The sequence below is a fragment of the Blautia sp. DFI.6.71 genome (assembly GCF_020593585.1).
GTDB classification, from domain to species: Bacteria; Bacillota; Clostridia; order Lachnospirales; family Lachnospiraceae; genus Blautia_A; species Blautia_A wexlerae.
The window spans coordinates 1-26,952 of sequence record NZ_JAJDMJ010000054.1; the positions used below are offsets into that span (position 1 = coordinate 1).

General features: G+C 38.4%; 27 protein-coding genes and 2 pseudogenes. 19 read left to right on the forward strand and 10 right to left on the reverse strand.

The features are described 5' to 3' along the window. The first annotated feature begins 481 nt into the window (after positions 1-481). The 8 genes from LJE12_RS16380 (at position 482) to LJE12_RS16415 (ending at position 7,710) form a co-directional block, all read left to right on the forward strand. Positions 482-670, forward strand: a complete 189-nt coding sequence (locus tag LJE12_RS16380; protein ID WP_009247528.1) for a transcriptional regulator — start codon at positions 482-484, stop codon at positions 668-670. Continuing rightward, positions 671-1,762 carry a site-specific integrase gene (locus LJE12_RS16385; protein WP_009247527.1) on the forward strand — a complete coding sequence of 364 codons (1,092 nt, stop codon included), beginning with the start codon at positions 671-673 and terminating at the stop codon, positions 1,760-1,762. After that, a complete protein-coding gene (locus tag LJE12_RS16390) occupies positions 1,752-2,087 on the forward strand; it encodes a plasmid mobilization protein (RefSeq protein WP_009247526.1) in 336 nt (111 codons plus the stop codon). Before LJE12_RS16385 ends, LJE12_RS16390 begins: the two co-directional genes overlap by 11 nt. Then, positions 2,077-3,231, forward strand: a complete 1,155-nt coding sequence (locus tag LJE12_RS16395; RefSeq protein ID WP_009247525.1) for an AAA family ATPase — start codon at positions 2,077-2,079, stop codon at positions 3,229-3,231. The genes LJE12_RS16390 and LJE12_RS16395 overlap by 11 nt, the downstream gene beginning before the upstream one ends. Positions 3,232-3,586: 355 nt before the next feature. Next, positions 3,587-4,726 (forward strand): plasmid recombination protein, encoded by a 1,140-nt coding sequence (locus LJE12_RS16400; protein ID WP_019190307.1) that lies wholly within the window; start codon positions 3,587-3,589, stop codon positions 4,724-4,726. A 26-nt stretch (positions 4,727-4,752) separates the two neighbouring features. Then, positions 4,753-5,130, forward strand: coding sequence for a TnpV protein (locus LJE12_RS16405; RefSeq protein WP_009247523.1), 378 nt, complete (start codon positions 4,753-4,755; stop codon positions 5,128-5,130). A 453-nt stretch (positions 5,131-5,583) separates the two neighbouring features. Then, positions 5,584-7,128: an ATP-binding cassette domain-containing protein gene (locus LJE12_RS16410; protein WP_009247522.1), complete on the forward strand. Its 1,545-nt coding sequence runs from the start codon at positions 5,584-5,586 to the stop codon at positions 7,126-7,128. A gap of 84 nt (positions 7,129-7,212) precedes the next feature. Then, positions 7,213-7,710, forward strand: a complete 498-nt coding sequence (locus tag LJE12_RS16415; RefSeq protein WP_009247521.1) for a nucleotidyltransferase domain-containing protein — start codon at positions 7,213-7,215, stop codon at positions 7,708-7,710. A 315-nt stretch (positions 7,711-8,025) separates the two neighbouring features. Here LJE12_RS16415 and LJE12_RS16420 read toward each other — a convergent pair whose 3' ends face one another. Genes LJE12_RS16420 through LJE12_RS16430 form a run of 3 tightly spaced genes read right to left on the reverse strand, consistent with a single transcriptional unit; the run spans position 8,026 to position 10,581 of the window. Further along, the gene (locus LJE12_RS16420) at positions 8,026-8,682 is read right to left on the reverse strand and encodes an HNH endonuclease (protein ID WP_118614338.1); all 657 of its coding nucleotides are present in this window, start codon (positions 8,680-8,682) and stop codon (positions 8,026-8,028) included. Next, the gene (locus LJE12_RS16425; RefSeq protein WP_118614336.1) at positions 8,669-9,916 is read right to left on the reverse strand and encodes an AAA family ATPase; all 1,248 of its coding nucleotides are present in this window, start codon (positions 9,914-9,916) and stop codon (positions 8,669-8,671) included. Before LJE12_RS16425 ends, LJE12_RS16420 begins: the two co-directional genes overlap by 14 nt. A gap of 20 nt (positions 9,917-9,936) precedes the next feature. Next, positions 9,937-10,581 carry a helix-turn-helix domain-containing protein gene (locus LJE12_RS16430; RefSeq protein ID WP_118614334.1) on the reverse strand — a complete coding sequence of 215 codons (645 nt, stop codon included), beginning with the start codon at positions 10,579-10,581 and terminating at the stop codon, positions 9,937-9,939. A 158-nt stretch (positions 10,582-10,739) separates the two neighbouring features. Between LJE12_RS16430 and LJE12_RS16435 the strand changes: the two genes are divergently transcribed. Genes LJE12_RS16435 through LJE12_RS16450 form a run of 4 tightly spaced genes read left to right on the forward strand, consistent with a single transcriptional unit; the run spans position 10,740 to position 13,591 of the window. Beyond that, positions 10,740-10,943 carry an HTH domain-containing protein gene (locus tag LJE12_RS16435; protein ID WP_117827592.1) on the forward strand — a complete coding sequence of 68 codons (204 nt, stop codon included), beginning with the start codon at positions 10,740-10,742 and terminating at the stop codon, positions 10,941-10,943. After that, complete coding sequence (locus LJE12_RS16440; RefSeq protein WP_118614332.1) at positions 10,940-11,998, forward strand: site-specific integrase; 1,059 nt, start codon at positions 10,940-10,942, stop codon at positions 11,996-11,998. The genes LJE12_RS16435 and LJE12_RS16440 overlap by 4 nt, the downstream gene beginning before the upstream one ends. Then, positions 11,931-13,187: a MobA/MobL family protein gene (locus LJE12_RS16445; protein ID WP_215679857.1), complete on the forward strand. Its 1,257-nt coding sequence runs from the start codon at positions 11,931-11,933 to the stop codon at positions 13,185-13,187. The genes LJE12_RS16440 and LJE12_RS16445 overlap by 68 nt, the downstream gene beginning before the upstream one ends. A gap of 26 nt (positions 13,188-13,213) precedes the next feature. After that, positions 13,214-13,591, forward strand: coding sequence for a TnpV protein (locus tag LJE12_RS16450; RefSeq protein WP_118614356.1), 378 nt, complete (start codon positions 13,214-13,216; stop codon positions 13,589-13,591). 55 nt (positions 13,592-13,646) lie between these two features. On the opposite strand, the gene LJE12_RS16455 is transcribed toward LJE12_RS16450, so the two are convergent. After that, positions 13,647-13,901, reverse strand: coding sequence for a helix-turn-helix transcriptional regulator (locus LJE12_RS16455; protein WP_118614354.1), 255 nt, complete (start codon positions 13,899-13,901; stop codon positions 13,647-13,649). 102 nt (positions 13,902-14,003) lie between these two features. Here LJE12_RS16455 and LJE12_RS16460 point away from each other — a divergent pair, with 102 nt between their 5' ends. The 5 genes and pseudogenes from LJE12_RS16460 (at position 14,004) to LJE12_RS16475 (ending at position 20,501) form a co-directional block, all read left to right on the forward strand. Next, positions 14,004-14,303 (forward strand): hypothetical protein, encoded by a 300-nt coding sequence (locus LJE12_RS16460; protein WP_227227058.1) that lies wholly within the window; start codon positions 14,004-14,006, stop codon positions 14,301-14,303. Positions 14,304-14,612: 309 nt separating this feature from the next. Continuing rightward, positions 14,613-18,923, forward strand: a complete 4,311-nt coding sequence (locus LJE12_RS16465; protein ID WP_215679856.1) for a UvrD-helicase domain-containing protein — start codon at positions 14,613-14,615, stop codon at positions 18,921-18,923. Positions 18,924-18,986: 63 nt separating this feature from the next. Further along, positions 18,987-19,136, forward strand: a pseudogene (locus tag LJE12_RS21160) (DUF1016 N-terminal domain-containing protein); the annotation flags it as partial. A gap of 15 nt (positions 19,137-19,151) precedes the next feature. Continuing rightward, positions 19,152-19,697 carry a PDDEXK nuclease domain-containing protein gene (locus LJE12_RS16470; protein ID WP_255601787.1) on the forward strand — a complete coding sequence of 182 codons (546 nt, stop codon included), beginning with the start codon at positions 19,152-19,154 and terminating at the stop codon, positions 19,695-19,697. Positions 19,698-20,273: 576 nt separating this feature from the next. Continuing rightward, entirely contained in the window at positions 20,274-20,501 is a 228-nt protein-coding gene (locus tag LJE12_RS16475; RefSeq protein WP_118614326.1) for a DNA-binding protein, read from the forward strand. A gap of 294 nt (positions 20,502-20,795) precedes the next feature. On the opposite strand, the gene LJE12_RS16480 is transcribed toward LJE12_RS16475, so the two are convergent. Genes LJE12_RS16480 through LJE12_RS16505 form a run of 6 tightly spaced genes read right to left on the reverse strand, consistent with a single transcriptional unit; the run spans position 20,796 to position 25,419 of the window. Continuing rightward, the gene (locus tag LJE12_RS16480; protein WP_055059697.1) at positions 20,796-22,160 is read right to left on the reverse strand and encodes a sensor histidine kinase; all 1,365 of its coding nucleotides are present in this window, start codon (positions 22,158-22,160) and stop codon (positions 20,796-20,798) included. Beyond that, the gene (locus LJE12_RS16485) at positions 22,151-22,813 is read right to left on the reverse strand and encodes a response regulator transcription factor (protein ID WP_172679304.1); all 663 of its coding nucleotides are present in this window, start codon (positions 22,811-22,813) and stop codon (positions 22,151-22,153) included. Before LJE12_RS16485 ends, LJE12_RS16480 begins: the two co-directional genes overlap by 10 nt. 38 nt (positions 22,814-22,851) lie before the next feature. Beyond that, complete coding sequence (locus LJE12_RS16490) at positions 22,852-23,229, reverse strand: NisI/SpaI family lantibiotic immunity lipoprotein (RefSeq protein ID WP_025580194.1); 378 nt, start codon at positions 23,227-23,229, stop codon at positions 22,852-22,854. Beyond that, positions 23,222-23,965: a lantibiotic immunity ABC transporter MutG family permease subunit gene (locus LJE12_RS16495; RefSeq protein WP_025580193.1), complete on the reverse strand. Its 744-nt coding sequence runs from the start codon at positions 23,963-23,965 to the stop codon at positions 23,222-23,224. The genes LJE12_RS16490 and LJE12_RS16495 overlap by 8 nt, the downstream gene beginning before the upstream one ends. A 2-nt stretch (positions 23,966-23,967) precedes the next feature. Continuing rightward, complete coding sequence (locus LJE12_RS16500) at positions 23,968-24,714, reverse strand: lantibiotic immunity ABC transporter MutE/EpiE family permease subunit (protein ID WP_227227057.1); 747 nt, start codon at positions 24,712-24,714, stop codon at positions 23,968-23,970. Further along, a complete protein-coding gene (locus tag LJE12_RS16505) occupies positions 24,715-25,419 on the reverse strand; it encodes a lantibiotic protection ABC transporter ATP-binding protein (protein ID WP_025580190.1) in 705 nt (234 codons plus the stop codon). A 246-nt stretch (positions 25,420-25,665) separates the two neighbouring features. On the opposite strand from LJE12_RS16505, the pseudogene LJE12_RS16510 reads away from it, so the two are divergent. Both LJE12_RS16510 and LJE12_RS16515 read left to right on the forward strand, forming a co-directional pair. Continuing rightward, positions 25,666-25,941: pseudogene (locus LJE12_RS16510) on the forward strand (KilA-N domain-containing protein); the annotation flags it as partial. Between the two features lie 399 nt (positions 25,942-26,340). Next, a complete protein-coding gene (locus tag LJE12_RS16515) occupies positions 26,341-26,898 on the forward strand; it encodes a hypothetical protein (protein ID WP_118614324.1) in 558 nt (185 codons plus the stop codon). The last annotated feature ends 54 nt before the right edge of the window (positions 26,899-26,952 follow it).

Genomic DNA, 26,952 nt, shown 5'->3' on the forward strand with positions numbered 1-26,952 from the left:
AGGATTCTATCCTTGTTTTCAATCAAGATTGCGAACTTGTTTCGCAATTACCTATTAGTGAAATAAGTATAGCAGAAATGTTTAGTGGAAGTCAAGAAAAACCGAAACAAAAATGTTTAATATTTTCTTTGTAACCACTTGACAATAGCAAATATGTTTAGTAAAATAAATTACGAATTAAACAAATATGCTTAATGCGACAACTGAATGACCGTCCGAAAAGCCAAACCGCCAAGACCTCGTCGGAGCAAGTTCCGTATCGTTCGCTTGTGTGCAAGCACAAAAGCTCATTCGCTGCACTGCTCCTCCTCTTCCCCAAAAGTCTCCGACTTTTCGGGAACCCCTATACGAGCGAGCGCCTGATGTACTGCGGTGCATTGGGACAGCACAGCGCCTGCCGACAAGCAGGAGTGCCTGTTGGAACTTTAACACGGAGAAAGCGGCAAGCAAAAAATTATTTTAAGAAAGGAAGAAAAAGGATATGGAAAACAGATTTATCCGAGCCGAAGATGTGGCTCAGGAACTAAACGTATCAAAACCTTATGCATATAAACTCATCAGACAATTAAATGAGGAATTGAAAGCAAAGGGCTTTATTACGATTGCAGGGCGTGTAAATCGCCAGTATTTTTACGAAAGGCTCTACGGAGCAGGAAAGGGGGAAATGTAAATGCCGGTATTTAAGAATGAAGATAACGGTACTTGGTATGTGATGGCAAGGTATGTGAACTGGAAAGGGGAACGCAAGCAGAAATGCAAGCGTGGCTTTGCTACCAAACGAGAAGCACAGGAATGGGAAAGAATGTTCAAATTGCAGACTTCTTCAGACCTTGATATGAGTTTTGAAGCCTTTACGGAGCTTTATATCAATGATGTGAAGAACCGTTTGAAGGAAAACACGTGGCTTACCAAAGAGCATATCATACGCACAAAGATACTTCCGTATTTCGGGAAACTGAAAATCAGCGAGATTTCCACAAAGGAGATTATTACTTGGCAGAATGAAATGCTTGCCTATCGTGATGAGAAGAAAAAGCCTTATTCACAGACGTATCTGAAAACGCTGCACAATCAGTTGTCCGCCATTTTCAATCACGCTGTCCGCTACTATGAACTGCGTTCCAATCCTGCGGCAAAGGTGGGAAATATGGGACGTGAGGAACACAAGGAAATGCTGTTCTGGACAAAGGAAGAATACAAGAAATTCTCTTTTGAGATGATGGACAAGCCTGTTTCCTTTTATGCGTTTGAAATGCTTTACTGGTGCGGTATCCGAGAGGGCGAGCTGTTAGCTTTGACTCCGGCAGATTTCAACTTTGATAAGGAAACAGTCACAATCAATAAATCCTATCAGCGTTTGAAAGGGCAGGATGTGATTACTTCTCCGAAAACGAAAAAGAGCAACCGCACGATTAAAATGCCGAAGTTTCTGTGTGAGGAAATGAAAGAATATCTCGGTATGCTTTACGGATTGAAGAAGAAAGACCGTATCTTTACGGTGACGAAAAGCTATCTTCATCACGAGATGGACAGAGGGGCAAAGGCGGCAGGCGTGAAGCGTATCCGCATTCACGATCTCCGTCACAGCCACATTTCACTCTTGATTGATATGGGCTTTTCTGCGGTGGCGATTGCTGACCGAGTTGGTCACGAAAGTATTGATATTACTTATCAGTACGCACACCTCTTTCCGTCAAAGCAGATTGAGATGGCAGAAAAATTAGATGATTTAGGGAAAGGAGATTTTGAAAATGTCAGCTAAGAACAGAGATAACAAAAATCGTTGGAGGAATATCACAGTAGGGTTTCGAGTATCGCCCGAAGAAAACGAACTCATTAACAGAGCTGTAGCTCTATCAGGATTGCCAAAACAGGAGTATTGTTACCGCCGTTGCTTAAATCAGGATGTGGTGGTACAGGGCAATCCGAGAGTGTATAAGGCGTTGAAAACGGAATTTGCCACAGTCCTTGCGGAACTGAAAAGGATTGAAGCAGGAAAAGGTGTGGATGATGAACTGCTGAGTGTAATAGAACTGATTTCCATTATTCTCGGCGGTTTGAAAGGAGAGGATGCGAATGGAGAATAAAAAAGAAATGACTATTCCAAATGTATCTGCGGCAACAGATGCGGAACAGTCACTTTCCAAATGTACTGACAATAGTATAGTCAATCAGGATACGGATTTCAAGGGGTACGAGCAATCTTTTGAAGAAATGCAAAGGGAAATACTCAGACAGTTAGACCCTTCCTATCTGAAAACAGTATCAATGACAACGCTGTATGATACGGTGTTTGAGGTTCAGACACCACTTATCGACGGTCTGCTCCAAAGGGGAACTTACCTTTTCGTAGGTTCCCCGAAAGTGGGAAAGAGCTTTATGATGGCACAGCTTGCCTATCATATCAGCACAGGCACACCGCTTTGGGAGTATAAGGTGCGTAAGGCAACGGTGCTTTATTTTGCCCTTGAAGATGATTACCCACGTTTGCAGAAGCGATTGTTTCAGATGTTCGGTGCAAAGGAGACAGGCAATCTGTATTTCGCAACGGAATGTAAAACGGTCAATGGCGGACTGGAAGAACAGATAAGAGGGTTTATGAGGGAACACCCAGACACAGGCTTGATTATCATAGACACCTTAAAGCGTGTGCGTGAAGCAGGCGGAGCAGATTACAGCTACGCAAGTGATTATGATGTTGTGGCAAGGCTGAAAGCGTTGGCAGACAGTTACAAGGTTTCAATGCTTATTGTTCATCATACACGCAAACAAAAATCGGAAGATATATTCGATATGATTTCAGGCACGAATGGTCTGATGGGTGCGGCAGACGGTGCATTTGTTCTCAGTAAGGACAAGCGTACTTCCAACAATGCCACACTTGATGTTGCTGGCAGAGACCAGCAGGATATGAAAATCCATCTTGTAAGGGACAGCGAGCGATTGGTGTGGAACTTTGCAAAATCGGAAACGGAGATGTGGAAAGAACCGCCCGAACCTCTGCTTGAGAAGATAGCGGATACGCTCTTTTCGGAAAGTGACAGATGGGAAGGAACTGCTTCGGAACTTTGCGAAAGGCTTGCGGTGGATATAAAGCCGAATGTACTTTCTTTAAGGCTCAGTATCAACGCAAGCAGGCTGTTTCGTGATTACGGTATCCGTTATCAGAACAGCCGCACACACGACGGAAGAAAGGTTTCACTTTGGAAAGAAACCGAGCAGACGGCGTGACAAACGGTGTCAAAGGTGTCAATGTTTTTGAGAGCAGCACGCTGTGAAAAACATTGTCACCATCGTCACACTTTGACACCGGATAAAGTTTAGGGGAGTGTGCAGAGAGTGCCTTTTCAAAGGCGGCTCTTTGGTCTCGCCTGCTGGCTCGGTCGGTTCGCAGGCGTGTGTGCCACCGGCACACGCTCACCCCTCGGAGAGCCTTCGGAGAACGCAAAACCTGTTTACAGGTCGCATTTTTGATGGGTGTACCCGTCAAAAGTGCTTTTGCGTTACTTTTGACAAAAGTAACAAAACCTGAGAATGTTGAAATTTACAGATGGGAGATGAAAAAATGCAGAGAACGATAAGTGCAATGGTCGGTAAAGGCTCGGTCAATCACAATAGCCGAAAGTTCCGAGCAGAAAATGTAGACGGAACTCGTACTCATCTCAATATCGACTACTGCAATGAAAATATAAAGACAGTTTATCACGAATTGTTTGATGAAGCATTGGAAAGATACAATGCCAAGCAGATAAGGTCAGACCGAAAGATAAAAGATTATTATGAAAAAATCCGAAGTTCCAAGCAGGAAAAACCGTTCCACGAAATCATTTTACAGGTGGGCGGTAAGGGAAATATGAACGCCGATACGGAAAACGGAGAACTGGCAAAGCAGATTTTAGATGAATACTATCAGGGTTTTCAGGAGCGAAATCCACAGCTTCGGGTGTTCTCGGCTCATCTGCATATGGATGAAGCTACACCACATCTGCACATAGATTTTGTACCTTTTACCACAGGCAGCAAGCGTGGACTTGATACAAGAGTGTCACTAAAGCAGGCTCTTGCAACGCAAGGTTTTAAGGGCGGCAGTCGTGGCGATACGGAGTGGTCGCAATGGATACAGTCCGAAAAAGAACAGCTTGCGGCGGTGATGGAACGTTATGGGATTGAGTGGGAACATTTAGGCACACACGAAAAACATCTTTCTGTTTTGGATTATAAAAAGCAGGAAAGAGAAAAAGAAGTGGCGGCATTAGGTGCGAAAATCGAGCAGAAACAGATTGAATTTGATGTGTTGTCGGAACGAGTATTGAACTATGATAAGGCAAAAGACGAGCTGTCAAATCTTGAAATAGAGCTTGATACTGCACCGAAATATCAGTTGCCAGAACCAGAGAAATTTATGACTGCAAAGGCATATAAAACCAAAATGGCAGAGCCGGTTGTAAGGAAATTGAAGCAACTTGTCAAAACGGTGCTTGCCCGCTGCTTTGAGGGGTGGGACAACTATCATAGGCTGAATACAGCGAATGCACAGTTATACCGCACCAATCAGCGTTTGGAGAAAGTCAATGAAAGATTGACCGAAGAAAACAAAATCCTAAAAGCAGAAAATAAAGATTACAGCCTGCTCCGTAAGGTTTTTGGTCGCAAACAGATAGATGATTTGTTGGAGCAGGCAAGAACAGTTAAAGGTCGCAAGCGTGATAATACACGATCACGATAGACAAAAATCACAGGAGGAAAAGGAAAATGACAAAGACAATTTTTGAAGAAATGGGCGGAACTTATAGACAGGTGGGTGATTATTTATTGCCGAACATCACAGTACCAGCCGAAGAAGAAATAGAGCCGATTGGTTTATGGGGGAAACGACATGCAAGGCATTTAAAGGAACACTATAAAGTGTTATATATGAACCTGCTGACAAGCGGAAAGCTGCATAGTTATCTTGCAGAAGTCGATAAGCAAGCAGAGGATATGTTTCTTCGACTGGTAAAGGAATATGCCGACAGACAAGATGTGACGGAACAATTAAAGAAAGATAATCCCTACGAATGGATTGGAAGAATGAATAATATTCAGGCTTGTGTGAGGGAAGTTGTAGGAACGGAGTTGATTTACACATAAGCGTTTTACGGTATGGTGCTCCTGCGTTTGCTGGAGTGCTGTGGTTGTGGTTGTAAAGAGGTTGTGAAAGATTGAATTTCGTAATGGTTGGATGTATAATTAGGAAGTGAAAATTTTAATTTGCACTTCCATAAGGTGAAATGTATTGACACAAAAAATACAGTATGATAGTATTGCCATTAGAAGAAAGAAAGGCACATTTTGTGTAAGGTGAGGAAATGATTAATAGATAATTTGATTTAAGTAAGACACATATAGTTATTGAGCCTGTAGAGAATAGGTTTGTTTTGTGTACGCTTAAGTTGGATTATCGCAAGAGGCATTTCCTTTGTTTTCCTTTTGGAAAAGAAATAAGGGTCTATTTAGCGAGTCTATTTTTGCGTATGCAAAAAAGACTCGTTTTTGTGTGTTCAAAATAATAATTGGCTCAGACTTCGAAAAGGAGAAACTTTAATGTTGCAGATAAAAAAATTAAATTTAACACATAAAAAAGACCTGAGAATAATTCTTAATGATTTCAACCTTGTGCTAAATGATGGAGATAAGGCAGTTATTATTGGAGAAGAGGGAAATGGGAAATCGACATTAATGAAGTGGATATACAATCCGTCGCTTGTAGAAAACTATATAGAAGCAGATGGGGAAAGGATAATGGGACACGAACGTCTTGGTTATCTTCCGCAGGAGATGCTCGATGAAGATAAGGAAAAAACAATATACGAATATTTTTCTGAAGAGGAAATATTCTGGGAGAAAACGCCTAAAGAATTGTCTGTTATTGCGGGAAAATTTGGAATGAAAAATGATTTTTTCTACAGTAACCAGACAATGGGTAGTCTTTCAGGAGGCGAAAAAGTCAAGACACAACTTATGAGGCTTTTCATTCGCGATGTTTCTGTGCTGTTGTTGGACGAACCTTCCAATGACATCGACATTGCGACGCTTACATTACTGGAAAAAATCATAAATGACTGGAAGCACATTGTGCTTTTTATTTCACACGATGAAACGCTGATAGAGCGTACTGCCAACATGGTGATACATATCGAGCAGATTATACGAAAAACAAAGGCGAGATATACCGTGGCAAAGCTTCCCTATAGACGCTATGTGGAAGAACGGCTTCATAAATTTGAAATCCAAAAACAGCGGGCACTGAGTGACCGTAGGGAGAAAAAGATTCGCGATGAAAAATATCAAAGAGTTATGCAGAGTGTACAAGGTGCATTAAGAAGTTGTACCAGACAAGCACCGTCTGTTGCCAAAAACTTAAAGGACAAAATGCATACGGTTAAGGCAATGGAACGAAGATTTGAAAAAGAAGATGAAAATATGACTCAGATGCCGGAACAGGAAGAAGCAATCTTTGTCAAATTAGGGGATGAAAACTCACACATTCCCGCAGGAAAAACGGTCATAGAATATGAACTTTCAAAGCTTGTGACTCCGGATGGCAAAAGAATTTTAGCAGAAGGAATTCATTTAAAAATAAAAGGTTCAGAAAAAATCTGTATGATAGGAGCCAACGGGGCAGGAAAAACGACTCTTCTAAAAAAGATAGCGGAAGAACTCCTAAATCGGAATGACATTAAAGCAGAATATATGCCTCAAACTTATGAAGACCTGCTGGATTTGGATGTTACACCGGTTGATTACCTTGATAAAACAGGAGATAAAGAAGAGCGTACAAGAATTAGAACATACCTTGGTTCACTTAAATACACACCAGATGAAATGGAGCATCCGATTCGGGAGTTATCAGGCGGACAAAAGGCGAAAGTGCTTCTCTTGAGGATGAGCTTAAGTGGTGCAAATGTTCTTATTCTGGATGAACCGACAAGAAATTTTTCACCATTGTCCGGTCCGGTAATAAGAAAAATGCTCCGAGAATTTCCGGGGGCTGTCATTAGCATTTCTCACGATAGAAAGTATATTGAAGAGGTGTGCGATAAAATATATCAGCTAAATCCTAATGGATTACAGCTAATTGGTGATTGATAACAAAAAGGATGAAAGACTGACAAATTTCAGGCTTTTAGTGAGTTGGAAAGCATACAAAGATTTGAATTTGGAGGATAGATTATGGTACGTACAGAAGATGCATGTGAAATTATAAAATATGCTTTGCAAAACGAAATTAAAGTATATTTAGATGGCGGATGGGGTGTTGATGCACTTCTTAAAAGAGAATCAAGAATACACAATGATATTGATTTGTTTGTTGAACTGAAACATTATCATGATTATATTTATGTGATTAAGCAGCATGGATTTGAGGAAGTAAATACTGATTATACAACGGATGGTCATACTGTCTGGAAAGATGATAAACAAAGAATCATTGATTTACATTGTTTTGAATTTACAGATGACGGAATTGTTTATGAGGGAGATATATTTCCATCAAAAACTTTTTCCGGTATTGGAAAAGTTGGAGATATAACTGTTTCTTGTATTGAACCATTGAGTCAGGTAATGCTTCATTTGGGATATGAACACGATAAAAATGATGTGCATGATGTGATGCTGTTGTGTGAAACATTTCAAATAGCAATACCAGATGAATATAAGGAAAAGTAAAATTTCAGTTTTGTGTTGAATCTCTAAGCAAAATAGCTTATAATTTGACATGCTACATATAGTTATTATCCACAGTTATCGAGTAGGTGTTATCAATGCCGATAACAAAATGATAACATTAGCTCGTATAGGCAGGATAATATGGATATATCAAATAATCAAAAGAACGAGAAACATTACAGAGAATAATTCCTAAACAAAAAGCGTTAGTCTTTGTAGAGTTTGAATAAAAAAATGGAGCTCGGAAATCCAGTGTTTATGCGGGTTTCCGGGCTCTTGCTATGTGGTTTGAGTACAGATTGAGTACAAAATATGTTAATTGTAAAAATTTATTTGTTTAAGGTAGCTGTTAATAATAAATGAAAACTCTTTATCTGATTCGGCCTCCTTTTTTATCTGTGAATATAGCAGTTTTTTATAAGTCTCATTAGTTTCTTTTTTCCATTTATCAACCAGAGGTAATAAATTTTCAATTTTTTCTTTTCTACGTTCTATTAATTCAGAGCGATTTAAATCTAAAATTGCAATAGATAACTCTCCTTTTCGTTCTCCTGGCACTTGATATATAAAAGGGCCGAATGCCATTAAATATTTATCAGGTTCATCAGCAATTGGATTTATTAAAGGATCGGAAGGATTATAATAGTCTTTCTTGTTAGTGCGATTACAAACTTCACAGGCTAAAGTCAAATTAGTCCATTCAACATATAATTCAGGACAGGCATTTTTATTTTTGGGAAGTATATGCTCAATATCACCAAAGGCAACATGTTTGATTTTACTTTCGCAATAAGCACATTTTCCATGAGTTTCTTTCTCTAATGCATCTTTAATATCGTTATGTTGATATCTATATTTTATATGGGGTGGAACAGGTGTCGATTGTTTTAAAGCAGTTAAATATTCGTCTGTCCACTGCTTAGCGTTATCTTCCAAAATTTTAGGTTTTGTGTCTTTGTTAATTTTTATCATTGCTATCACCTTTAAATAATTGATTTAAGGCAGTCGGAATGACGTTGGAGAAACCAAACTTTTCCATCTGATTACGAAAATCTGAAAGACTTTCTTCTGAGATTCCTTTGGCAATAGTGTCTCTTACTAAAATATCTATTTTTGATGAAGCCCATAAAGGATATGTACTTGAGATTCCAAGTACTTCTCGTAATATTTCATTTGAGGACGCTGCCTTGGTTACATTATCTAACAAAGTAGAACCAATTTTGTTGTCTTTAGTATAATTTAAAACATATATTAATGATGATTCTACGGATGAAATGATAAATGGATTGTGTGTGGCAACAATAAATTGTACATTAGGAAAAGCTCCTAATAAATTTGGCAAAAGTGTCTGTTGCAATTCTGGGTGTAAATGATTTTCGGGTTCATCAAATAATACAGTAAATGATTCATTGAATGGAGCATACATATATATCATCCAAGCAAGTTCAATGATAGATGCTATACCGCCAGAAACAGCGTCAATAGGAAAGTTGCCAGAATCTGTTTCTAAAATAACTTCTGGAATTTCAATAGATAATTTTTTGAAACCAATTTTAGGCGGTAATATTTTGTGAAGTATAGATTGAAAACCTTTGAAGATATCCAATGCTTCTTGGTTTGATTTTACATAATTATTGCCAGGACCAAAAGTTGCTAAAGAAATAATTGCTTCCTTTATATGTTTGGTTGCACCCTGTTCATTTGGGTTGTAGTAGGTGTCGGATAAAGGTAATGTTTTATATTTGTGGTATGCACTAAAAATTTCATCTCGTTTTAGCGCATGCGTAGGGATATTGTCGACTTTTTTGTACTGAAATAAAGAACGATGGGAGTTGATGTATATACCTTTACATGGTTTAGTATCTTTTAAATCAATATTATAAGTAGTTGATACTTGTTCAGGGACTAAAATGGATGAAGTTGTAGAATTATATGTTATATTTCCGATAACGGAAGATTTATAATTACTATCACGTTTTTCTTCCAAATCTCCTATAACACTTGAGGTATAATCAATAGAGCCATCGGCGGTCTCACTAACATTGCTAACAAACTTAACAGATTCACCAAATGCTTTAGAAAGAATGTTTAATATAGTGGTTTTTCCAGATCCATTTGCACCTGTTAATATGGTCAGTCGTTTGTCAAAATCAATAGTTAGGTTGTCAAATTGTCTCCAATCGTTTATTTGAATTTGTTCTATCATAGTTAGCCCTTTCTTTAGTATCAGTAATTAGGATCTATTTTAACTTTAATGCCATCAGAAGTATCAAGCAACATCTGACTTCTCTGCAATTCCAATTCCACTTTTTCTTTTGTCTCGGTTATCTCATCTATAGCTGCCTGTGTTGCTTCATTTGGATTATCACCAGCGGATTCCAAAACACTCTGGTAGATGTAATTCATTTTTTCCCATTTCAACAGGTCATTAAATACCTTGTAACTTCTGATATTCAACAATACATCCTGCAAAGACAGCGTATGTGCCTTCCCTCTGGTGGTGTATCCGATTTCGAGATAAGAAGAGAGAACCAGATTCAGATGGATGGATACAGTATTATCTTTTAACATCTTGTCTTCTCCACGCTCTCCGCTGATCTGGAGGATGCCGGAATTACAAAGCACCATAAGTACGCCCATCAGATCACCGACTGTTTCCAGACGAAGTCCGGCGGTATCACTGCCATTCAAAGCATTATAACTGACACCGAGTGCAGCTGCAATTTTCTCTAACTGAGGAGGTTGTGGCTGCATTTTATTTGTTTCGTATTTTCGGATAGAAACCGGATGGATGCCGGTCAGCTCAGCCAGTTTATCTTGCGTAATGCCAATTTGCTTTCGGCAGTATTTGATTTTTTCTCCTATGGTCATTTTCATCGTCCTCCATGTATCGAGATGGCTACATTATAGCATGTTTAAAAAATTTTTTCTACTGGCATTTCAAAATACTTAACAATAGCGAAGTCGCTACATATAATGAGATTATAAAAGTAGCGATAACGCTACATAGAGAAAAGGAGGATGCATACATGGCAGAAAACAAAAAGATTTATATTACTGCAAATGAACTCGCAGAAATGCTGGGTGTTTCTGTAGGTCATGCTTACAAGCTGATCCGTAAGCTGAATCAGGAACTGGAAAAAGAAGGATTTCTGGTGATTGCGGGCAAAGTTCCCAGACGCTATTTTGAAAAACGCTGGTATGGTTTCAGTGTGTGGGAGGTGGTCGAATGAAAGCGGAAAAAGACAAGAAAACAGGAAAATGGTTGATTCAGTATCGTTATACGGATTGGCAAGGAAAACGTCGGAAATCTACCAAAAGAGGTTTTGCGACCAAAAGAGAGGCGGAGGAATGGCTTCGAAATTTCCTTATTACGCAAAAAGCGGATTTTGATATGAAGTTTGCGGATTTTTGGAAGATGTATTGTGCAGATATGGAAACTCGCCTGCGGGAGCATACCATGAGAACGAAAAAGTATATTGTGGAGCTGAAAATTCTCCCGTATTTTGGGAATAAGCGGGTAAATGATATTACTGCAGCTGACATCCGGCAATGGCAGAATGAGTTGATTAAAATGGGGTATTCACCCACTTATCTGAAAACAATCAATAACCAGTTGAGTGCAATTTTTAATTATGCGGTTCGATATTATGATTTGAAAAGTAATCCCTGTGCAAAAGCCGGAAGCATGGGTAAGAGTAAGGCAGAAGAAATGGATTTCTGGACAGGAGAGGAGTTTAGGAGGTTTATCGACAGTGTTATGAACAAAAGGCTTTCTTATATGGCATTTATGACTTTGTACTGGACGGGAATGCGTTTGGGAGAACTTTTGGCTCTGAATCCGAAAGATGTGGATTTGGAAAAGAGAACAATTGCTATCACAAAATCATATCAACGTCTTGGTAAGAAAGATGTGATCACTCCACCAAAGACATCGAAAAGCAAGAGAGTGATTACCATTCCAGAGTTTCTGGCTGCAGATATCAAAGATTATATGGACAGCTTATATGATTTGCAGGAGGACGACAGGTTGTTCCCTATTACGAAATATTATCTGGAGCATGAAATGCAGCGAGGAATTAAAGAAAGTGGCGTAAAACAGATAAGAGTACACGATTTGAGGCATTCCCATGCAAGTATGCTGATTGAATTGGGCTTTTCACCGCTGGAGATTGCAAATCGGCTCGGACATGAAAAGGTAGAAACAACGCTGAACACTTATGCACATCTTTATCCGAACAAGCAGACAACTGGTCATTGCACTGCCGGAAAGTTTTCAAGAATATGATCGGAACTTGCTATTACAGTTGTTTGCAGAACAGTTTCGAAGCACTTATGGAGTGCAGTGTACGGCTGCTTTGCATCATAATAAAAAGAAAACAAATTACCATATTCATTTGATTTACAGTGAACGAAAGGTTTTGGAGAAGAAAGAGATAAAGCGAGCCAGTCGGAATATGTTTTACGATGAAAAAGGGAAGCATGTTCGAACAAAGAAGAAAATTCTGGATGAAAACGGAAATATTAAACTCGGCTGTTATATTGTTCCGAAAGGTGAAATTTATGAAATGACTTTCTTTGACAGCAAGGAAGAAATCTTTAAACATTCATCTTTTTTAAAAGATGTAAAGAAGATGTATACGGATTTGATGAATCAGTTGGTGAAAGATGAAGCAGAAAAACTAAGTGTCTTTGAACCAGATGGACCATATCTGGCAACGAAGAAGATTGGAAAGAACAATCCAAAGGCGGAAGAAATTCAGGCTGATAATGAAGCAAGGAAGGAGTGGAATCGAACAGTAGATGAAGCTTTTGTTGCGGGCGTTCCCTCTGATGAGATTGCAGAAGTCAAACAGAAAAATATCAGTCTGCCGGTAAAAGAATCTATTCAAAAAGAAGGTCAAAAGCCTGGATTACTGAGAGTAATTTTGCAAAAAGCGGTTGATATTCTTTTGGAAAAGATTAGGATGGCTGCAGCTCCTGAGAAACCAGAATTAAAAGTTGACATGGAAATATTTAAGCAGATGCAGAAAGTGCGAAGGGAACTTTTAGGAATCCGAAAATCAATTCGAGAGATTGATGATCAGATTCAGAAGAAGCAGAAACGTCTGGATGAATTGACTGGTCTATCCGGCACATTTCGTCTGAAAGAGAAAAAAGAGTTGATGAATTCCATCACATATCTGATTTCAGAAAGAACAAAGCAAAGTTCATTATTGAAAGAAACAGTGACCGAGGCTGGTTATCGCAGCGTTGACAGTTTTATGAGGGCGTTTAATAAATCGCAGATGTTGGTTGAGGAATATTTGAAAACTCAGGGCGGTATTGAAAATGGCAATAAAAGTCCTCAGCAAACACAGCAGAAGAAGCAAAGTGTACTTGATAAGCTCCATCAATATGATGAGGAAGCGAAACGGAGTAAAAGTTCCTGCAAACGCAGGGAAAACGTACCGAAAAAGGGCATGGAAGTTGAATGATAATTACAGAAAGTGAGGACAAAAGTATGCAGGAATTAAAAAAGAGAATTCATGAAAACGGAATTGATTATGTGTTGGTGGGTGATTACTATGTTCCCAAATTAAAAATGCCAGAAGAAAAAAGAAGTATCGGGCATTATGGCAGATTGCACAGAGAGTATCTGAGACAAGTAAAGCCAATAGTGTTTAATGAGCTGATTTTATTCGGACAGTTGTGGACGTATCTGGCTGATCTGAATGAGCAGGCAACGGAACGCAGAAATGTGATGATGAAGCAATTAATGGAAAAAGAAGGTGTGACGGAGGATTTAAAGAAAAAGGACAGGTACGAATGGGTACGGAGAATGAATGGGATACGGAGCAGAGTGGATGAAATTATTATAAAGGAAATGATCTACGTATAACAGAATTGTGAAACAACAAAACTCTGGATGACAGAATAAAACTGTTAATCCAGGGTTATTTGTTGTTGGATAATCCATTAAAAATTGTATTGAAATCGGTATGGAAAATTTCTGCCAATGCAATAAGTTCGCTGATTTTAATATTGTAGGTGCCGGCCTCTATTTGAGAGTAGATGCTGCGTGTGGTTGGAAGGTTGCGTAATTGTAATTGAGCAACGACCTGTTCTTGAGTAAGATTAGCTGCATTTCTTAAATTTCGTAGATTGTTTCCGAGAGAAATGTCATTAATTTGTCGTAGCTTTTGCTCCATAAAATCCATACCTTTCATCAATATCACTGTACCTGTATTGATTTTACTTTAAAAAATTCTTATAATTGCAATGTATAACTTGCAAATATAAGGGATAGAGATATGAATAAAAAATGTATATGGGTATTATGTGTAATGGCGGTATTGATTATTACAATGGAGTATTTTATAAAGCCGAATTCTGAGGAAGACGTACCAATGGCTCCAGACGTTGTTAGCAGTATAAGTATGAATCGAGATCAATATCTTACAGTAGCAGCTAATCGAGATAATATTGAAGATAAAGAAGAGTTTGCAAAATTATTGATTGAGATGTGTAAGGAAAATTCATTTCATACAATTAAATTTTCTACAGACAGAGGATATGCGACCAATGTCGATATGAGGGTATATCTTTTTTAAGACAAAATAGAAGGACATGAGCCAGTAATGATAGTGAAATATGAACCTGTTGAATACGGAAAAGGGTATGATATTGTGCATAATCCAGACCAGTTTAAATTGACTATTGATGGAAAAACATATGAATAAGTGTATGAAGAAGGATGTAAAAGAATCAAATTTGATGTATAATATCTTTAATATTGTCTAGAAAAATGTTTTTGATTAAGTAATAGAAAATGGAATTGAGTAGTGGGATTACTATCATGGAAGAAAGACAGAATTTTATAATTTTGGTTGAAAAGTTATTGTACCGAAGGGGAAAGAAAAATGGCAAAAAACGTATATGATAAATTTGGATTTGATAGAGATGGCTATAACCGTGATGGATATGATCGAATGGGGTACAATAGAGAAGGCTATGATCGTCAAGGATATAATAAACAGGGTGTGAATAAAAATGGCATTAATAAATTATCGGGAAGAGATAAAGATGGTTATGATGCAGAAGGTTTTAACGAAGAAGGCTATGGCCGAGATGGCTATAATCGAGAAGGTTATGACAAAGAAGGTTTTAACCGAGAAGGGATAGATGCGGAAGGGTATGATCGAGAAGGTTTTAACATAGAAGGTTACAATCGAGATGGCTACAATCGTGCAGGATATGATGCAGAAGGTTACGGTCGAGATGGCTATAGTAAAGAAGGCTATGATCGAGATGGGTTTAATCGAGACGGATTTGATATTGAAGGATATACACGAGATGGATTTGATGTATATGGATTTGATAGAAATGGTTATAATAAAGATGGTTTTAATTTGAATGGTATTTCTGAAGATGGTTACAATATTCTTGGTTATGGTATTGATGGCTTTGATCGAGGTGGTGTAAGCGTAGACGGATATACTAAGGATCTGTTTGATGAGTCTGGTTTTCATATTTATACCGGATTTAATTTGCATGGCTTTGACAAAGACGGCTTTAACATTAATGGTTTTGATATAGATGGTTATGATCGGGAGGGATACCATAGTGTAACTGGATACAATCATTCAGGTTATGATCGAGAAGGTTACAATCGTGCGGGATATAATGCAGAAGGCTATGATCGGGATGGTTATAACCGAAATGGGTATGATATCAAAGGCTATGACCGAGATGGTTATAATGAAAATGGCTATGATGAGGATGGTTACAACAAAGCCGGTTATGATTATAGGGGCTATGATGCCAGTGGTTATGATGAGGAAGGAAATCTTGACCCAGCAAGAAAGAAAATTATAGAAAAAGATGAAATGGATCCGAAACAGGATATGATGGAAGCTGCTTATTTCAAAAAATGCGTTGCTCAGATCAAAGGATATTATAAAGATAAACTTAGAGAAGATGTTTTGAAGGATTACGAACCATTTTCAAGAACATACATAGACCGTTGGGGATTTGTGCAAACAGATTGGGTTTATCCTGACACAAGAAATGCTGAGTATGAAGTTGATAGAAAAGTAAAAAAGGTATTAAAAGAACCCTATTTCTGTCATATTGATTATAAAGATGATTGTGAGTTATACATAGGAAGGCAAGCAATTCACGGTTGGGTAACAGACTGGGCTGATAAGAGGGCATCCCTTTATCATCAATATGAAATATATATCGGAGATGAGAAAACAGGATTAAACTTTGTGAGAGATATACATATTGTTAATTCTGCTTATAAAGGATACGAAGATAAATATAATCGAGGCGGCGGACAGAAAAAAGAAATTTTAAAGTTTACAGATACACATCTTGCTAAAATTATCGCAGCAAATCAGCAGAATAAAAGAATACACGATATTGTTGAATCTATTCAGCAAAATCAGTATAACATTATCACTTCTGATAAAGATAGGAATATTTTAGTTCTTGGTTGTGCTGGTTCTGGAAAAACGATGATTTTAATGCACAAAATCCGTTATATGAGATATAACAATCCAGATATTCGTATGGATGATATCATGGTTATTTCTCCAACGGATATTTTAGGAAGAGAAAGCAAGGAATTATCTAAGTTACTTCAAATAGAAAAAGTACAGCAGTTTACAACAGCATCTTTTTATGAGGCGTGTTGTAAGCAATATTTTGATGCAATGGGAATTAGCTATGAGCCATTTGCAGTTATAGATGATGGTACAGTCATTGAGGATTATTATGACGAAGGGTATCTTTGGGATTTATTGGAGGATGTAAAAGATAATTTCAACTCGAATACAAAAGGAAAACAATTTTTCAATACGGAGCAAAATACTATCACGAATATGATGGATAAGCATATAGCGTTGCTTGGTGGTAAAAAAGATTTTGCAAATGAAATGTATAAATTGTATACAAGTTCAGCAAAAGAGATTAGCCAGTGTGGAAAAAAAGATATTGAAAGATTGATTAGGCAAATTGATAATGCAATTCGTGAAAGAGAATTGTATGAACTGACAAAAGATTTGGTTTGTTTTTTACAAGAAAGAAAATGCTTTACTAAAGAAAAATCTAATAGAACGTTATCAAAAGAAGAACTATCAAGAGGCTTTTACTATACGAGAAAAGCATGTTCTGAAATGGATTATGACGAATTTTCCAGAGTCCGGTATTTCAAATCTATTACGCTGGAAGGTGCAGTTCCAATGTTGCAGTTATTGCAACTATATAGAAACGAAGCAATGGATAAAGAAGATGCTTATAAACTCTTAACAGAATGGAATAATATTTCTGAAGAAGAAGCGGAAGAATATTGTAAATATATTGATTGGCAATTAGCCAGAATTGAACGTCTGGAAAATAAAAGAGAAGTTTTACAGTATATTCTGGATAATAAAATGGTAATTGAACGTTCAATAGAAAACAAAAATCTTCAATACGATACTTCATTTGAAAAATTGTTACAACTGTTTGCTAAAACAGAAGAATTATTGGAGAAGGTAGGATATACGCCATTTTCATATTTTGAAGAATATGAGAAGATTGAGCGAAAGAGAAAACGCTTGGCAGAACAAAGAGGAGCAAAAGGGAAATATCAGTATTTGTTCGATGGAATTTTATCAATGCTTGGCGTGACATTTGTAACAGATAAGGAAATAGAGGTACCACTGACAAAAGCATTTGAAATGACATATATTTTGCATCAACTTTTTGGTACTTGTGATGGAAATAGAAAGTATATGTATATTGATGAATTTCAAGATTTTTCACCGATAGAATTAAGAATGGTTAGAACAATGTACCCGTCTGCAGTTCTGAATGTTTTTGGGGATGTCAACCAGTGTATTAACTGTAAAGGTATTATGCAGTTGGATGACATTCCGGAAGAAATCTATTCTGATAAGTATGAAATAAAAGAGAACTATCGTAATGCAAGAGAGATTACCACTTATGTGAAAGACAATTTGAACATTGCAATGGAACCTTACGGTTTAGAGGGCATACAAAAAACAGTTGAAGAAATACCTGAAATTACAGTTGCTGATGATGATCGAGTTGCGGTTATTGTAGAAGATGATAGTATGATTTCAGCAGATATCAGAGAAAAAACGAAATTGAATTTCTATTCAGATAGTAAGGAAATTTTGCGAGGAATATATAATGTTATTCCGGTGACAATGACAAAGGGTTTAGAATTTGAAAAAGTTATTGTTGTTCAGCGTGGGATGGATAAAAATCAGTTTTATGTTGCATGTACCAGAGCAATCAGTGAATTATATGTAGTATCAGATAATTATCAGGATATGTATGATTCAGATGATTATAAGGAAACACGTGATGAAAAAGTTGAAAACGTGATCGTTATAGAGAATAAAGATGAACAGGAAATGAGTGATTCAAGCGAAGGTACGTTGGAAGTTCTTGAAAATACAGCGGATATTCAGCAGTATAAATTAGTACCGTACAATGGAAAACTGAAAAAAATAACTGGTATGAAGCATGTTCCAACAATGCATATTTCTATCAATTCTACTAATGGAGAAAAGAAGATTCCGGTATGTTACCTGGTTGACAAACAATGTGCATATATCCCAGAAGCTACATATAAAAAATACGAAAATGAGCTTAATAGTTATTTCTCGGGTGAAAGCAATGATAAATTTGTTATGCCTTCATTGACAGAAGAACAGGAAACAGATGATGCAGAAAAAGAATCAGTTCGTGAATTAGAAGTATATGTATCAGCTAATACCAGTACAGTAAATTTATTAGATAAATTTGAAGGATTAGGTACGGATGCTCCATACGAAAGATTAATTATTAAAAATGCGATGAGAATATACAAAGGAAGTCAATCAGAAGTGATTAGCCTGGTAGTAGAGCGTAGTAAAAATCATGATTATGAAGGCGATATTACGTTTACGAAATTCAAACAAGGATATACATTAAAGTTAAAAACATTTATAGATAATCAAATATCTAAAAGTGATTTTGTAGCATATAAAAATTCAGGAAAAATGTTCCGGTTTTCTAAACCGTACCTTTTACGAGCACAAAATAGCAGAAATCGTAGTGGATATGGATGGGAGTGGGATTGGTCTACACCATATGCTCCATTAGTAACCGAAGGAACTTTGTATGGAGAAACGACGGACTATGTGTTTGTAGGAGCTTATATCGGCGACAGGTAGTTATATTTATGGAATTTTCTCAAGTTTCTATAAATGTGAAGTAATTTGTAAGTTAATGAATTTGTGACAACACTGTTGACACAAATTAGTTGGAGTAACCATCTTGCTATTATGTCTAAAGCAAAAACTGCGGAAGAAAGACATTTCTATATAACCCTTTGTATAAAAGAATCTTATTCAGCCAGAGAGTTGGATAGACAGATTAACAGCGGATATTATGAGAGGTATATGCTTTCTAAGGAAAAACTCTTGCCGGAACCGATAAAAGGTTTGAAAGAAAATCCGTTCTTAGATTCGTATGTTATCGAATTTTTGGATTTGCCTAAAAATTTTAAGGAATCTGATTTGCGAAAAGGTCTTATCCAGAATATGAAAGAGTTTATTCTGGAAGTAGGCAAGGATTTTACATTCATTGATGAAGAATATCGAGTACAGGTCGGTGGTGAAGATTTCCGAATTGATTTGTTGTTTTTCCATAGAGGACTCCAGTGTCTGGTTGCCTTCGAATTGAAGATTGGAAAATTCAAACCGGAATACATTTCTAAAATGGATTTCTACTTGGAGGCATTGGATCGTCAGAAGAAGAAAGAGAATGAGAACCCAAGCGTGGGAATGATTCTTTGTGCTTCTAAGGATGATGAAGTGGTAGAATATGCAATGAGCAGAACATTATCTCCGATGATGGTTGCGGAATATAAATTACAATTGCCGGATAAAGTAGTATTGCAGAAAAAGTTGCAGGAATTGATCAATATGCCGTTGATCGAAGAATAATTTTCATTTTGTTGTTTTGAGTTCATTTTGAGTACAATTTTTATGCCAGTCAAAATCATGGTGGAAAATATGGCAAATATAGCAACAAAAAATAGCGAAAACGCTATTGAAATCACTGTGATTAATCTTCTGTGAGACGAGTTTGAGTAGCTTGAAAAATCGCGGAAAAGCCCATAAATAAAGGCTTTGCGGGGTGTCGAAAAGACCAAATGGAGTGTAAATGGAGTTTAAAAATTATTTTTTTCTCTTGTTTATATTCCAGATTCACCTGCAAATTTCGTGAAATCAGTTATTCTCATAAAATAAAATTAGAGTAAATATGAAGAACAGTTTGTTTTGATGGAAGTGATTTTCGTCAAGGCAGGCTGTTTTTTTGTTGCCTGCATTTAGAAAACAGATATCACAGAAAGGTTCTTTACTTTCGATGAGCTTAAACTCCATGACACAGTAATCACACTGATGGAGAATTAAAAAACAAGAAAATTTGATAAATTTCGGAAAATGATGTCCGATTTTACATCTGCCAGTACAGAGTATATGAAGAGATAAATATTCAAAATACAGGAGGTACTGATTATGCAGAACAAATTATTTTTAAAGGCAGCCGATATATGTGAACTTCTGGAGGTAAAACAGACATCGGCTTATGAGATCATTGGCAATCTGAATAAGGAGCTGGAAGAACAGGGATATTTGACGCTTAGAGGAAAAGTTCCGACAAAGTATTTTGTGAAGCGTTTCTACGGAGTAGAAGATACTTGTGAGATTCCACAGGAAGAGGGAAAGGCTTTTTTTAAGCGGTAGAAGTGGATTAGATTATAATGATAGTAAAACAGCATGGCGGCGTCCTCCCGTGGGCCGCCATGCCTTTAACTGCTGGGAATGACAGAAAGAAAGCAGCGGCCTTGATTTCTCAAAACCGCCACCAGTGAATATAAATTAAGCGTGAAAATGGGTCTGCCCAGCAGCGGTTTTTTTCTTTTCTGCCGCTGGGCAGATGTTTTTTCTTTAGATACATGATAAGAGGAATTTTTGAAGATTCCATAAAGATTTGAAAAATGGACGGACATAAAAGACGTCCATTACACTATCGGAAAATCAGCAAGGAAGTTTCATAGTAACCTTTGCGCCGCCGGTTTCTTTTGAATTTTCTAAAATAAGCTGACCATTATGTTGTTCCATAATCGAATTTGTAATATATAGACCCATACCAAAGTGTAACTTTGAATTGCGGCTTTGATCGCCCATATAGAACCGTTCCTGTGCGTGGCATAATGCCTCTTTAGAAAACCCCGTTCCCTCGTCTGTGACTGAAATTTCCACGAAACCGTTGTTACTCTGAACATCCACATAAAGCGTTCCGCCTTGCGGGGAGTAGTCCAGCCCATTACTGATAACATTCATAATAGCACGTTCTATCAGCACCCTATCAAATTTCAGCATTTGAGGGAGTGAAACAGTATTCATTTGCAGCCGGATTTCTTTTGTCCGGCATAGTGATTCCATATAACCGAACAAGTGCTGCATGAACGCTGGCAAGTCTATACTTTCAATATGGAGCTGATAACCAACCGCCGCCCGTGATATGTCAATCAGGGTTTGAATATATGACTGCATCTGGCCGGAGCTTTCCACGACGTAACCAGCGTATAATCGTTGCTCATCATCAAGATTTGTTTCTGTGAGTAAATCAGCATTTCCTTGAATAACCGTCAGAGGCGTTTTCAAATCATGGGCAAGCGCGGCGATTTGCTCTTTCTGTGTCTGTTCGGTTTTCCATTGCCGTTCTAACGAAATTTTCAGATTATCTTTCATATCTGAAAAAGATGCAAGGACATCTTCAAACTCTTTGATTTTGGCGTGTCCTACTTCAAAATCAAGGTTTTGCTTTGAAACCTCCGCAGTTGCTTCAAAAAGCGGGGTCAGTTGTGTACGCAGGTTCTTAGCAAATCTGGCGGTCAGTATGATAATGACCAGCAGCGAATTTACAGCCATCAGGATAAACGCAAGCGTGTCAGGAGATGGAAAATATTCCGGTAGCCATGACACTGTAAATTGAGAACCAATATAATACCTTAAAACGCAAAATTCGTTTTCCCGGACAACAAGTGCAAACTGCCTCCCCGTAGCATATTCAATATATTCTCCCTTTGCGTACAGCAGGGCAATTTCTTTTTCATCATCGTCCATATTGCTGTAAAGCTCATTAAAGTTCTTGTCCAGAATTAAGTAGCCGCATCCCTGTGGAATCACAACCTTTGTAATATCCGGGGCAATCGTCAGCGTTGGAATGATCTCTTTTACCTGCAATTCACTTAGATTTGCTCTTGTAGCTAATCCAGCATTTACAGCAAGTCCCTCCAAACCAAAAGGGACAATAATTGCCGCTACCAGCATGACAATGAGGGAGATAGCAAACTGGCGAAACAATATTTTCAATGTAGGTTTCTTTTTCACTCCCATTTATATCCTATCCCCCATACGGTGCTGATCGGACTTATTTTGAAATGCTCCAATTTCGCACGAATATTTTTTATATGCGTTGAGATCGTAGAGTTATCGCCTATTCCATCAAACCCGAAAACGGCTTCATAGATTTGTTCTTTTGCAAAAACCTGTCCCCGGTTTTTCGCAAGGTATTCACAGATTGAATACTCGCTTTTGGTAAGGGGAACCGGCTGTTCTGAAACATACAGTACCTTTGCGGAAAGGTCAAATCTTATATCAGGCTCAAATGAAAGTGTGCTGTGATGCTCCCTTTTTTCTCTGCGTAAATGTGCCGCGACACGGGCGCGAAGCTCCTGAATACGAAAAGGTTTCGTAATATAATCATCCGCACCGATGCCCAATCCAAACAATATATCTTCCTCTAATGTCTTTGCGGTCAGAAAGAGAATCGGGCAGTCTACCATATTCCTGATCTGTTTGCAAAACTCAAACCCGTCTGTGCCAGGCATCATCACATCCAAAAGAATGAGGTCATAGAAATGCAGCTTTTTGATGTCTACATCATCCGCATTTTGACAGACTGTTATCAAATATCCATCTTTCCCCAAACTGTTCTTAATCAATTCCAAGATAGAAACTTCATCGTCAACTACAAGTAAGTGGGTCAAAAAATCACCTCCCGCCCCATTATACCACATTGTCGAGGTTACTCATCATTATTTTTAATGTCAGCTTTCCGATATTCATTGTTGATATTTACAGCTACGGCATTGCTTATATCCACATCCACAATACTGTAAACGTAGCCGAAACTGAAATCTTCCCCCGCCACATTTTTGAAGCGTTTCGATACCTGCCCGATTTCTTCTTGCAGTTCTGACATTTCAAGACATTCATCCGTTATGGTATATGTCAGGCCGTTATATGAAATTTCATCATAGTTTGCGGCGTTCAGCTCATAATACGGCAGAGATTCATTTAACGCCTTATTTTTATCGGCGGTATCGCGGAGCGCACCGCAGGCCGATAAGCATATAAGACTTACAAGCACAATTACCACGGCAAACAGGCACTTTTTATTCACTGTTTTTACCTCCCTCCCAACCATGAAACCAAACCAAACTGGCAATCAGCAGACAAACAGTGCAGCATACAGAAATAATCATACCGCTGAAAAAATCGGTTTTTACCTGTGCATACAGTTGGGGGCTATCCCATGCAAGCACAGTGTAATCCATAGCACGAACGCCCCAGGCCCAGGGAATATATTTCCATGTAGCGTCACCAAGCCCTGTTATCATAAGGGCAGCTATTAAACTCCCTGCAATTCCCAATCCCATAGATGCACCTTTTCCGAAGCTCATTCCCACAAACAAATGAATCAGGTAAATGGGAAGCATGGTAATCAACAATAGAATCCCTGCTTTCAGGTAAAGGCTTGCCGGAGCATCCCTATATAGTGCAGCGAATGTTCCTAACGCTAAAAATGTTGCGCCAAAAGCACAGATCATCAGAAAACCAAGTTTACCAATATACGTTGCCATGCGAGATGGGATTGTTCCCAACAAAAGCTGATAATGCCCGGCCTGATTTTCGATCTGAACAACCAGGCCCACAATAATGCCGATCAGAAACGGGAACGCAACGGCCAGCACTTCCAGATAGGCACTGATTTTGGTTGCCAGTTCCCATCTGGATATATGATAGTAACCCGCAAAAATCGCCGCACATATAATCGGAATCATGCTGTGCATATAGAGCAAAATGCTATGTTTACACTTCTGATATTCTGCTTTCCAGCAGCGAACCACAGATACCATAGTTACCCCACCTCCTTTTTCTCAAACCATCTTGCAGTTAAAAATGACAGCGCCGCAAACCAGGCCAGCGAAATGACCAATACAAGTATAATCATCCAAAATGCCATTGCCGTACTCTGATTTGCAACCGGTTCACCATTAGGCAAAATACCTAACACGGAAATCATAAGATGCGGCACCCAGCTATACGGGCAGATCATCCACAAAGAGGTTGTAGCCGTGAAAATCCCTAAAACGCTTCCAAGTCCGGCATTAAGAATAACCGTGACAAAGATACCAACTTTTTTTGATAACCATAAGCACAGCGGAACTTCCCATAGGCTTGCAATGACAATACAAGCTGTTCCGGCCGCAGCCTGCCAAATTCCGATTGTCAGGGGAATTTCGTTGATAACTAATATTGCAAAACCGCCCAACAGATTTAGCGCCAGGAAAATGAAATTCCCCACACAGGAGTAAATACCGGCCACTCCAATTTTTGCTTTCCAGACTTTGTTCTGCGAAACAGGCAATGAAGCAACGGCACGATATTTTAGTTTGCCATTATCCCGCTGTTCAATCAAGGCACAGGTGAGCGTAAGGAATCCAGGATAAAGCAGGATATACCACCAATTATAAGAATTGAGCTGGAACCAAAGAGGGGCAAAAAAGTTCATAAGCGCAGTTACAAACGGGGCCAGAACGATCAGCGTTTTTGTGAAAGTTCTCTTATGCTTTAGGTTCTCTGCCTGAATATATGCCATCTCCATTTAATATCCCTCCTTACCATTTCTGCGAATAACATCCATAAAGAGTTGTTCCAAATCTTCACCGGCGCGAAGCTCTCCCTCATATCCAAGGACGCCGCCAGCAATGATACCCACATGATCTGCAATCTGCTGGACCTCTGACAGAATATGGCTGGACAAAATAACTGTAATCCCTTTGCAGGGAAAAGAGCGAATTAACTCTCGAAGTTCCTCAATCCCTAAAGGGTCAAGGCCGTTAGTCGGTTCATCCAGAATCAAAAGCTGGGGACTGTTCAGCAATGCAATAGCAATACCAAGCCGCTGCTTCATACCAAGAGAAAACTGCCCGGCCCGTTTCTTGCCGGTATTCGTGAGCTGGACAATTTGCAATACCTCGTTAATTCGTGCATCGTCCAGGCCGAGCAATGTAGTTCTGACTTTGAGATTTTCGTATGCAGTCAGATTTTCGTAAAGCGGGGGCATCTCAATCAAAGCACCGATATGCTCCAGATCATTCCGCTTCCACGGGTGGCCGTCAAACTCGATGCTTCCCGATGTGGGGCGCAAAATGCCGGTGAGCATTTTTAAGATCGTGGATTTGCCAGCCCCATTCGGCCCCAGCAGACCATAAACCGAGTTGCGCCGGATGTTCAGTGACACATTGTTTACCGCCATTTGCCCCTTGAAATTTTTGCAGAGGTCAGTCGTTTTCAAAATCATATCCATATAATCAAGTCCTTTCTTTGATTTTACGGATAGCATACCGGGCAATTTTGAAGATTTCATAAAGATTCCCGAAAACAGAATATGAACAATACACCGTAACCGTGGAGCATATCGCAACAAAGCACCAACCTACGCATTTAGGGCCTTAAAAAGCCCTATATTTCAAGGCTTTTCCCGCATAGTCGGCGGGGTATGTGAGTGTTTTATCCTATCCCCGCCATAGTGCCGCTCTAAATGCGTAGAATTTTTAAACCTATCGAATTCGATAGGTTTAAAGCGGAATCAGGAGATAATGCTTTTACATTGACACCACAGCAATGGATAAAAGCAACGGATGCAATCAGTATCGTATCAAAATCGGGACGATATGGCGGTACTTATGCACATACAGATATAGCTTTTGAGTTTGCTTCGTGGATTTCGCCGGAATTTAAGCTTTATATCATCAAAGATTATCAGAGACTAAAGAAAGACGAAGCAGATCGGTTAGCGATTGGGTGGGATGTAAAGAGAGAAAGCTCATAAATAAAGGCTTTGCGGGCAGTCGAAAAGACCAAATGGAGTGCAAATGGAGTTTAAAAATTATTTTTTTCTCTTGTTTATATTCCAGATTCACCTGCAAATTTCGTGAAATCAGTTATTCTCATAAAATAAAATTAGAGTAAATATGAAGAACAGTTTGTTTTGATTGAAGTGATTTTCGTCAAGGCAGACTGTTTTTTTGTTGCCTGCATTTAGAAAACAGATACCACAGAAAGGTTCTTTATCAGCGATTCTTACGACAGTAGTGTTTGTTCTACTCCACATATCGGTATGGGGATAGTTGCAGTGATTGAAGTTGTGAAATGTGGATTACAGGACTTTATTTTTGGATGATTGTGGAAAATATAGTGGCGCTATATGGAAAGGCAGAAATAAACAATGGAAGAATTATATAAAGTGATGGATGATTTGCTTGAGGTGGAATTTCAGATGAAAGCAGGGAGGGATATCCTGAAAGAACTGGAAGAGTTTTATATGCTGGAAAAAGAAACCGAAAAATCGGATGCTAGAAAAGTAGCTGTGCTGATGAAAGGATATCTGCAGTCGATGAAGTCAAATACTCGAGAAATCATTCGTTATATTGATGACACGACACTTGAAAAATCAAATGATAAAAAGAAAGATAAACAGGAATCTGCGAGCACCATATCCGAGGAAGTGCAGGAATTTGTGAATCTGACAATTACAGAGCATATGGGGAAAGCATATTCAGAATGGAAGTTAAAGCAGGATAAAGAGCCAGTAAGTGAGATTGATAAGAAATACCAGAAATTACTGGAAACGTTATCCCAAGAACAGGAAGAAGTGATTACGGAATACTGTAATGCAATTTTTAGCAGTGGAGCAGAAACAGAAGAATTTTTCTATCGACTGGGATTAAAAGATGGACTGAATCTGAAAAATACGGTAAAATCTGTATTAGAAATGATATCATGAAATCGGAAGTTGGAGGATACACGCATGAAAATTGTAATCATTAATGGAAGTGCC